Below are 8,327 nucleotides of genomic sequence, written 5' to 3'. Positions count from 1 at the left end.
GCGGAGGACCGCTCCCGCCGCCGCCCCTTCCGGGACTGCGACCGCGCCCGGGGCGTCGCCTCGAACGGCGGCTCCGGCTCCCCCTCCACGGCGGCGAACCAGTCCGGCGGCCCGTAGTCGTCGCCGTCCGGACCCGCCGGGCCGCCCTCACCCACTGCGTCGTGCTGCGTCAACGGTTCAGGCCTTGGCGGCCGCCGCCGTCTTCTTCGCCGCGGCCGTCTTGGCGGCGGTCGCGGTGATCGGCTTCGCGGCGCCGTCGGCGGCAGCAGCCGCCGCCTCGCCCTCGGCCGGCTCCTCGGTCTTCGGGCCGATGCCGAGCTTGCCCTTGATCTTCCGCTCGATCTCGTCGGCGAGCTGCGGGTTGTCCCGCAGGAAGTTGCGGGCGTTCTCCTTGCCCTGGCCGAGCTGGTCGCCCTCGTAGGTGTACCAGGCACCGGACTTGCGGATGAAGCCGTGCTCGACGCCCATGTCGATCAGGCCGCCCTCGCGGCTGATGCCGATGCCGTAGAGGATGTCGAACTCGGCCTGCTTGAACGGCGCGGCGACCTTGTTCTTGACCACCTTGACGCGGGTGCGGTTGCCGACCGCCTCGGTGCCGTCCTTCAGGGTCTCGATCCGGCGGATGTCCAGCCGGACCGAGGCGTAGAACTTCAGCGCCCGGCCACCGGTCGTGGTCTCCGGCGAGCCGAACATGACGCCGATCTTCTCGCGCAGCTGGTTGATGAACACCGCCGTGGTGCCCGACTGGTTCAGCGCACCGGCGATCTTGCGCAGCGCCTGGCTCATCAGCCGGGCCTGCAGACCGACGTGCGAGTCACCCATCTCGCCCTCGATCTCCGCACGCGGGACGAGCGCCGCGACCGAGTCGATGATGATCAGGTCGACAGCGCCGGAGCGGATCAGCATGTCCGTGATCTCCAGCGCCTGCTCACCGGTGTCCGGCTGGCTGACCAGCAGGGCGTCGGTGTCCACGCCGAGCTTCTTGGCGTACTCGGGATCGAGCGCGTGCTCCGCGTCGACGAAGGCGACCGTGCCGCCGGCCCGCTGGGCGTTGGCCGCCAGGTGCAGGGTCAGGGTGGTCTTGCCGGAGGACTCGGGGCCGTAGATCTCGACCACCCGGCCGCGCGGGATACCGCCGACACCGAGGGCGACGTCCAGGGCGGTGGACCCGGTGGGGATCACGTCGATCGGCTCGTTGGCCTTCTCGCCCAGGCGCATCACCGAGCCCTTGCCGAACTGCCGCTCGATCTGAGCGAGTGCGTTCTCAAGGGCCTTCTCGCGGTCCGTACCTGCCATGGCTTCCACCCTCGGGTTCTGTGCTGTGCGCTTCATCGTCCTCGACGCTAGCGCGTCCCACTGACAAACGAGCCCGACCCGGCTCCGCCTGTGGAAAACTCCTCGCCGGAGAGTACAGAGAACAAATGTTCGATTCAAGCTTCGCACGTCCGAACGGTGCCACCACCACCGGCCGGGTCACCTCCCGTCGCCGCCGACCATCCGCCGCAGCCGCCGCGCCGCCTCCCGGCGCAGCTCCCGCCGGGCCCGCCGCTGCTCGCCCCGGTCGATCCGCGGGTCGGTGGCCACCTCGTACCGCCGCACGTACGTCCCGACGAAGCCCTGCAAGGTGGCCGCCGCCGGGATGGCGATCAGCGCGCCCACCGCGCCGAGCAGCGCCGCGCCCGCGATCACCGCGCCGAACGCGACCGCCGGGTGCACGTCCACCGTCCGCGCGGTGATCCTCGGGTGCAGCAGGTAGTTCTCGACCTGCTGGTAGACCACCACGAAGATCAGCACCCAGAGCGCGTCCACCGGCTGCACGGTGAGCGCCACCAGCACCGGCAGCGCGCCGGCCAGGTACGTCCCGATGGTCGGCACGAACTGCGACATGACGCCGACCCAGACCGCCAGCGCGGCCGCGTACGGCAGGTCGAGCAGCGCGAACATCACCCAGTGCCCGGCCGCGGAGACCACCGCGAGCAGCGCCCGGGAGTACAGGTAGCCGCCGGTCTTGGCGAGGGCGATCTCCCAGGCCCGCAGCACCTCGCCCTGCTTGGCGGGCGGCAGCATCGAGCAGACCGTCCGGCGGACCCGCGGGCCCTCGGCGGTGAAGTAGAAGGTGAACAGCCCGACCGTGAAGGCCTGGAAGAGCCCGCCGATCACGGTGGAGGAGAGGCCCCAGACGTTGTCGGCGGCCTGCTGGGCGTAGCTCTCGATCGCGCCGGAGTCCTTGAGCAGCTTCTTCTGCAGCTCGCCCAGCGACAGGTCCTGATGGAACGTCCGGTTCACCCAGTTGATCAGGTTGTCGACCAGGTGCGGCAGGTCCCCGGCGATCTTCGCGACCTGATCGACCAGCAGCGTGCCGAGCGCCGCGAGGAACCCGATCACCGCGATCCCCACCGCGACGAACACCAGGAAGGTGCCGATCCCGCGACGCACCCCGCGCGCCGCCATCCGGTCGACGGCCGGCTCCAGCGCCAGCGAGAGGAAGAAGGCCACCAGCAGCATCACGAAGAGGTCGATCAGCTGGTGGAAGGCCCAGTCGGCGAGCTGGAACAGCCCGACCAGCACCAGGGCCAGCACCATCGCCCGGGGCAGCCAGCGCGGCATCCCGCCACCCCAGAGGCCGCCGGCCTCGCCCTCCGGCAGCCGCGGTTCGGGCGGCGGGCCCGGAGCCTCGTCGGCGACCCGCGCCGTCCTGTCCGAATTCTGTGCTTCTGCGCTGCTTGTCACTCCGACAGTCTCACCCATCCCCCGGAGCCGCCCGAGCACCGGGCACCCCGCCGGGGCGGGGTCGGTCCCGCGGGCGGGCGGTGGTCAGCGCAGCACGCCGGAGACGCCCTGGGTCTCGCAGACCACCCGCCAGACGTCCTTGGCCTCCCAGCCCGACTCCAGCGCCTGCCGCACCGTCCGCCCGCCGAGTTCGCTCATCACATGGTCGGAGGCGAAGGACTCCGCGTACGTCTCCCCGAAGTGCGCGTGCATCCGTCGCCAGAACTCCGTCAGCCTCATGGCTCCAGTATCCCGGACCGCGCGGCGCCGTCCCGGGCCCGCCACTGCCCGGCCGTCAGCGCGTACTCGACCTCGCCGTGCTCGCTGCCGGGGATCGCCTCCGGGTAGTCCTCGTGGAAGGTGCGGACGAACGACAGCCCGGTCTTCTCCATGACCCGCCGCGAGCCCGCGTTGACCGTCATCGTGTACGCCACCACCCGCCGCACGCCCAGTGCGGTGAAGCCGCGGCGGACCAGCGCCCGCGCCCCCTCCGTCGCGTACCCGAGCCCCCAGGCGGCCCGGCGCAGGCGGTACCCCAGCTCGACCTCGGAGCGGTCGCCGTCCCGCGTCGGCCGGAACTCGAACCAGCCCAGGAAGGCCCCGCCGGCCCGCTCCTCGGCCGCCCACCAGCCGAGGTCGCCGTACCGCCGGTAGTGCGCGAGGTACAGCGGCAGCAGTTCGCCCTCGACCTGCTCCCGCGCGGTCGGCCGCCCGCCGGTGAGGTGGCGCATCACCTCCGGGTCGCCGTCCAGTTCGACCAGGTGGTCGACGTCCGCTGCGGTGAAGCGGCGCAGCACCAGCCGCTCGGTGGTGAGGAAGACGGTCACGCCCCGATCCTCACCGACCCGCCCGGGCGGCGTCACCCGGTTTTCCGCCCGCCTCAGCGCGGCAGCGCGAGCAGCCCGGCACCGAAGTACTGCCGGGCCCCGCAGGCGTACGGCCCGGGCGGGCAGGCGGCCGCCGCGGTGCCGGCGAGCAGGGCGGCGAGCGGGCCGGAGCCGTAGTCCGGGTGCAGGGCGGCGGCCACCGCGACCGCGCCGGTGACGTGCGCCGCCGCCATCGAGGTGCCGGCCAGTGCCGCGTACTGCCCGCCCGGCCAGTCGGAGACGATCGCGCCCTGCGGCCCGCTGTCCGGGTCGCCGCCGGGGGCGGCCAGCGAGACCCGGCCGCGGCCGTAGTTCGAATAGCCGGACGGGCGGCCGTCCCGGTTGACGGCGGTGACGGTGACGACGCCGGGCAGTTCGCCGGGCAGCCGGATGCACTCGGTGCCCAGGTAGCGGGAGCGGGCCGGGCCGGAGACCCGGTCGTGGGGGCGGCGCTCGTCCGTCCGGGTGGCGCCGAGGTCCTGCCCGTCGTTGCCCGCCGAGGCGACCACGACGGCACCCTTGCGCTGGGCGTAGCCGGAGGCCCGGCCGACGGCGGCGATCAGCGCGGCCTGGTCCTGGTCCTCCGGGCAGTTGTACTTCCACGGGTCGGCGAAGTAGCTGTTGTTGATCGCCTTGGCGCCGTGGTCGGCGGCCCAGAGCATGCCGCAGACGATGTTCTCGGCGTAGTACTGGCCGAGCGGTCCGAGCAGCCGGACGGCGGCGATCCGCACGCCCGGCGCGACCCCGGTGATGCCGTGGCCGTCCCGGGTTGCGCCGACGATCCCGGCGACGTGGGTGCCGTGGCCGCTCTCGCTGACCCCGGGGTCGGGCCGCCAGGAGCCGGAGCGGGCGTCGGGCCGGCCGTCGGCGCAGGAGACGGAGGCCTTCGGGTCGACGGCGGCGCGCAGGTCGGGGTGGGTGTCGTCGACGCCGGAGTCGAGCACCGCGACCAGCACCTTGTGCAGTGCGTCGGCGGTCGGCGCGCCGGCGGGACCGCGGATCCCGGTGGAGGTGTCGCCGGCCCGGGAGCCGGCGCCGCCGAGCATGGCGAGGTTCCACGGGTCGCCCTCGCTCGGGTCGGGCACCGTGACGGTGCCGCCGTCCTGCCGGTCGGTGCTGTCGCGCCGGGCGCTGTCGGTGCTGCTGCGCCGGGCGTGATCGCTGTCGCGACGGGCGTGATCAGTGCTGCTGCGGCCGGCGCGGTCGGCGTGGTCGGTACCGGCGGCGAAGTCCCCGGCGCCGTCCAGCAGGCGGGGCGGGGCGACCACCGGTTCGGTCCGGGTGGTGCCGACGGCGGCGATCCCGGGCCGGGCCCGCAGCGTGCCCGCGAAGCCGCCGGTGGCGTACGCCAGGACGGCCCCGATCTGCGGGTACTCCTGGACCACCTGCCCGCCCGCCGCCCGGCTCTCGGCCCCGGCCAGGGCGGCCCCGGCGGCGTCCTCCTGCTCGGCGAGCACCAGGTAGCTGAGGTAGGGCCGGCCGGATCCGGAGACGTACGGGACGGCGCCGCCGACCACGAGTGCGGTGAGCAGCATCGCGAGCAGCGCCCGGGCGGGCCCGCGGACGCGGCGGCGGGCGGCACGGGCGGGACCGCCGGACGGGTTCACCTGCGCCATCGCACGGTCTCCGCTCGTCGGTCCGGTGGGTCGGGGTGGGTCACTGGCCTGATTCATCACCATATGAGCGGATTTGCCTTTTTGCTCCTTTAACTACACCCATGCTCACCACACCCGTGCGACCTCCGCTCCCCCACCCCGGTTGTCGGTGCCACCCGGCACCATGGGGGCATGGCGCCCCCGCACCCGACCCCGCCGAACGACGACCCCCTGGCCGGATTCGCCCCGACCACCCGGGCCTGGTTCACCGGCGCCTTCTCCGCCCCCACCACCGCCCAGGCCGAGGCCTGGCGCGCCATCCGGCAGGACACCGACGTCCTGGTGGTCGCCCCCACCGGCTCCGGCAAGACGCTCGCCGCCTTCCTCTCCGCCCTGGACCGGCTGAGCAGCACCCCGCCCCCGGCGGACCCCAAGCGCCGCTGCCGGGTCCTGTACGTGTCACCGCTCAAGGCCCTCGCGGTGGACGTCGAGCGCAACCTGCGCGCCCCGCTGACCGGCCTGCGCCAGGCCGCCGTCCGGCTCGGCCTGCCCGAGCCCGAGGTCCAGGTCGCCACCCGCTCCGGCGACACCCCCGCCGCCGACCGCCGCCGCTTCGCCACCCATCCGCCGGACATCCTGATCACCACCCCCGAGTCGCTGTTCCTGCTGCTCACCTCCGCCTCCCGGGAGGCGCTGCGCGGCGTCGACACGGTGATCCTCGACGAGGTGCACGCCGTCGCCGGCACCAAGCGCGGCGCCCACCTCGCGCTCAGCCTGGAGCGGCTGGACGAACTGCTGGAGCGCCCGGCCCGCCGGATCGGCCTGTCCGCGACCGTCCGCCCGGTCGAGGAGGTGGCCCGCTACCTCAGCCCGCAGCGCGGCGCCGTCGTCGTCCAGCCCGCCGCCGCCAAGGAGTTCGACCTGTCGGTGGTCGTCCCCGTCCCCGACCTGGACGACCTGCCCGCGGCCCCGGCCACCGGCGCCTCCTCCGACGCCGACCCGCAGCGGCAGGCGTCGATCTGGCCGCACGTCGAGGAGCGGATCGTCGACCTGGTGCAGGCGCACCGCTCGACCATCGTCTTCGCCAACTCCCGCCGCCTCGCCGAGCGCCTGTGCAACCGGCTGAACGAGATCGCCCTCGAACGGGCCACCGGTGAGCCGCTGCCTGAGGCGCACTCCCCCGCCCAGCTGATGGCCGAGTCCGGCGTCGCCAAGGGCGCCCCGCCGGTCATCGCGCGCGCCCACCACGGCTCGGTCTCCAAGGAGCAGCGGGCGCTGGTCGAGGAGGAGTTGAAGGCCGGCCGGCTGCCCGCCGTGGTCGCCACCTCCAGCCTGGAACTGGGCATCGACATGGGCGCCGTCGAGCTGGTCGTCCAGGTCGAGTCCCCGCCCTCGGTCGCCTCCGGCCTGCAACGGGTCGGCCGGGCCGGCCACCAGGTCGGCGCCGTCTCCACCGGCGTCTTCTTCCCCAAGTACCGCGGGGACCTGGTGCAGTCCGCCGTGGTCACCGAGCGGATGCGGGCCGGCCGGATCGAAGCGCTGCGCGTCCCGCGCAACCCGCTGGACGTGCTCGCCCAGCAACTGGTCGCGATGACGGCACTGGACGCCTGGCCGGTGGACGACCTGCTCACCGTGGTCCGCCGCGCCGCGCCCTTCGCCACCCTCCCGCAGTCCGCCTTCGAGGCCGTGCTCGACATGCTGGCCGGCCGCTACCCCTCGGACGCCTTCGCCGAGTTGCGCCCCCGGGTGGTCTGGGACCGGGTGGCCGGCACCGTGACCGGCCGCCCCGGCGCCCAGCGGCTCGCCGTCACCTCCGGCGGCACCATCCCCGACCGCGGCCTGTTCGGCGTCTTCATCGCCGGCACCGACCCTAAGAAGGGCGGCGGCCGGGTCGGAGAGCTCGACGAGGAGATGGTCTACGAGTCCCGCGTCGGCGACGTGTTCACCCTCGGCACCACCTCCTGGCGGATCCAGGAGATCACCCACGACAAGGTGCTGGTCACCCCCGCCCCCGGCGTGCCCGGCCGGCTCCCGTTCTGGAAGGGCGACACCCTCGGCCGCCCGCTCGAACTCGGCCGCGCCCTCGGCGCGTTCACCCGCGAGCTGGGCGCCCTGGAGCCCGCGGCCGCCACCGCCCGGCTGCACCGGGCCGGCCTGGACGACTGGGCCGCCGCCAACCTGCTCGACTACCTCGCCCAGCAGCGCGCCGCCACCGGCCACCTCCCGGACGACCGCACCATCGTCGTCGAACGCTTCCGGGACGAGCTCGGCGACTGGCGGATCGTCATCCACTCCCCCTTCGGCGCCCAGGTGCACGCCCCCTGGGCGCTCGCGCTCGGCGCCCGGCTGCGCGAGAAGCACGGCCTCGACCCCCAGGTCATGCACGCCGACGACGGCATCGTGCTGCGCCTGCCGGACGCCGACCTCCTCGCCACCGACTTCGACTTCAACAGCCCCCCGGAGCGGTCCGGTTCGGACGAGGCCCCGGTCGGCGCCGATGCCGCCCTGTTCGACGCCGCCGAGATCGAGCAGCTGGTCACCGACCAGGTCGGCGGCTCCGCCCTGTTCGCCTCCCGCTTCCGCGAGTGCGCCGGCCGTGCCCTGCTGCTCCCGCGCCGCAGCCCCGGCCGCCGCACCCCGCTCTGGCAGCAGCGCCAACGCGCCGCCCAACTGCTCGAAGTCGCCTCCGAGTACGGCTCGTTCCCGATCGTCCTGGAGGCCGTCCGCGAGTGCCTCCAGGACGTCTTCGACGTGCCGGGCCTGGTCGAGCTGATGGGCGACCTCGAATCCCGCGCCGTCCGCCTGGTCGAGGTCACCACCCCCGAGCCCTCGCCCTTCGCCCGCTCCCTCCTGTTCGGCTACGTCGCCCAGTTCCTCTACGAGGGGGACTCCCCGCTCGCCGAGCGCCGCGCCGCCGCCCTCTCGCTCGACTCCCGGCTGCTGTCCGAACTCCTCGGCCAGGCCGAGCTGAGCGAACTGCTCGACCCGCAGGTGCTCGCCGAGTTGGAGGCCGAGCTCCAGCGCCTCACCCCCGAGCGCCGGATCAAGGACGCCGAGGGCGTCGCCGACGCGCTGCGCCTGCTCGGCCCGCTCACCG

6 protein-coding genes are annotated in these 8,327 nt (G+C 74.1%); 1 reads left to right on the top strand and 5 read right to left on the bottom strand.

The genetic code is table 11. The features are described 5' to 3' along the window. Nucleotides 1–177: 177 nt before the first annotated feature. The 5 genes from recA to ACFV6I_RS34895 form a co-directional block, all read right to left on the bottom strand. On the bottom strand, nucleotides 178–1,296 hold the full coding sequence (gene recA, locus ACFV6I_RS34915; RefSeq protein ID WP_063349323.1) for a recombinase RecA: 1,119 nt from the start codon (nucleotides 1,294–1,296) through the stop codon (nucleotides 178–180). 177 nt (nucleotides 1,297–1,473) lie between these two features. Further along, nucleotides 1,474–2,730, bottom strand: a complete 1,257-nt coding sequence (locus ACFV6I_RS34910; protein ID WP_380336445.1) for an AI-2E family transporter — start codon at nucleotides 2,728–2,730, stop codon at nucleotides 1,474–1,476. A gap of 84 nt (nucleotides 2,731–2,814) precedes the next feature. Continuing rightward, the gene (locus ACFV6I_RS34905; protein WP_063349322.1) at nucleotides 2,815–3,009 is read right to left on the bottom strand and encodes a DUF3046 domain-containing protein; all 195 of its coding nucleotides are present in this window, start codon (nucleotides 3,007–3,009) and stop codon (nucleotides 2,815–2,817) included. Continuing rightward, a complete protein-coding gene (locus ACFV6I_RS34900) occupies nucleotides 3,006–3,596 on the bottom strand; it encodes a GNAT family N-acetyltransferase (protein WP_380429869.1) in 591 nt (196 codons plus the stop codon). Before ACFV6I_RS34900 ends, ACFV6I_RS34905 begins: the two co-directional genes overlap by 4 nt. A gap of 53 nt (nucleotides 3,597–3,649) precedes the next feature. Then, nucleotides 3,650–5,251 (bottom strand): S8 family serine peptidase, encoded by a 1,602-nt coding sequence (locus ACFV6I_RS34895; RefSeq protein ID WP_380429866.1) that lies wholly within the window; start codon nucleotides 5,249–5,251, stop codon nucleotides 3,650–3,652. Between the two features lie 171 nt (nucleotides 5,252–5,422). On the opposite strand from ACFV6I_RS34895, the gene ACFV6I_RS34890 reads away from it, so the two are divergent. Beyond that, on the top strand, nucleotides 5,423–8,327 hold a 2,905-nt coding region (locus ACFV6I_RS34890; RefSeq protein ID WP_380429863.1), incomplete at its 3' end, for a DEAD/DEAH box helicase.

It is taken from the genome of Kitasatospora sp. NPDC059803, assembly GCF_042732255.1.
In the GTDB taxonomy this organism is placed as follows: Bacteria; Actinomycetota; Actinomycetes; order Streptomycetales; family Streptomycetaceae; genus Kitasatospora.
Note: the sequence above shows the minus strand (reverse complement) of the source record. Positions and strands in the feature narration are given on the sequence as shown.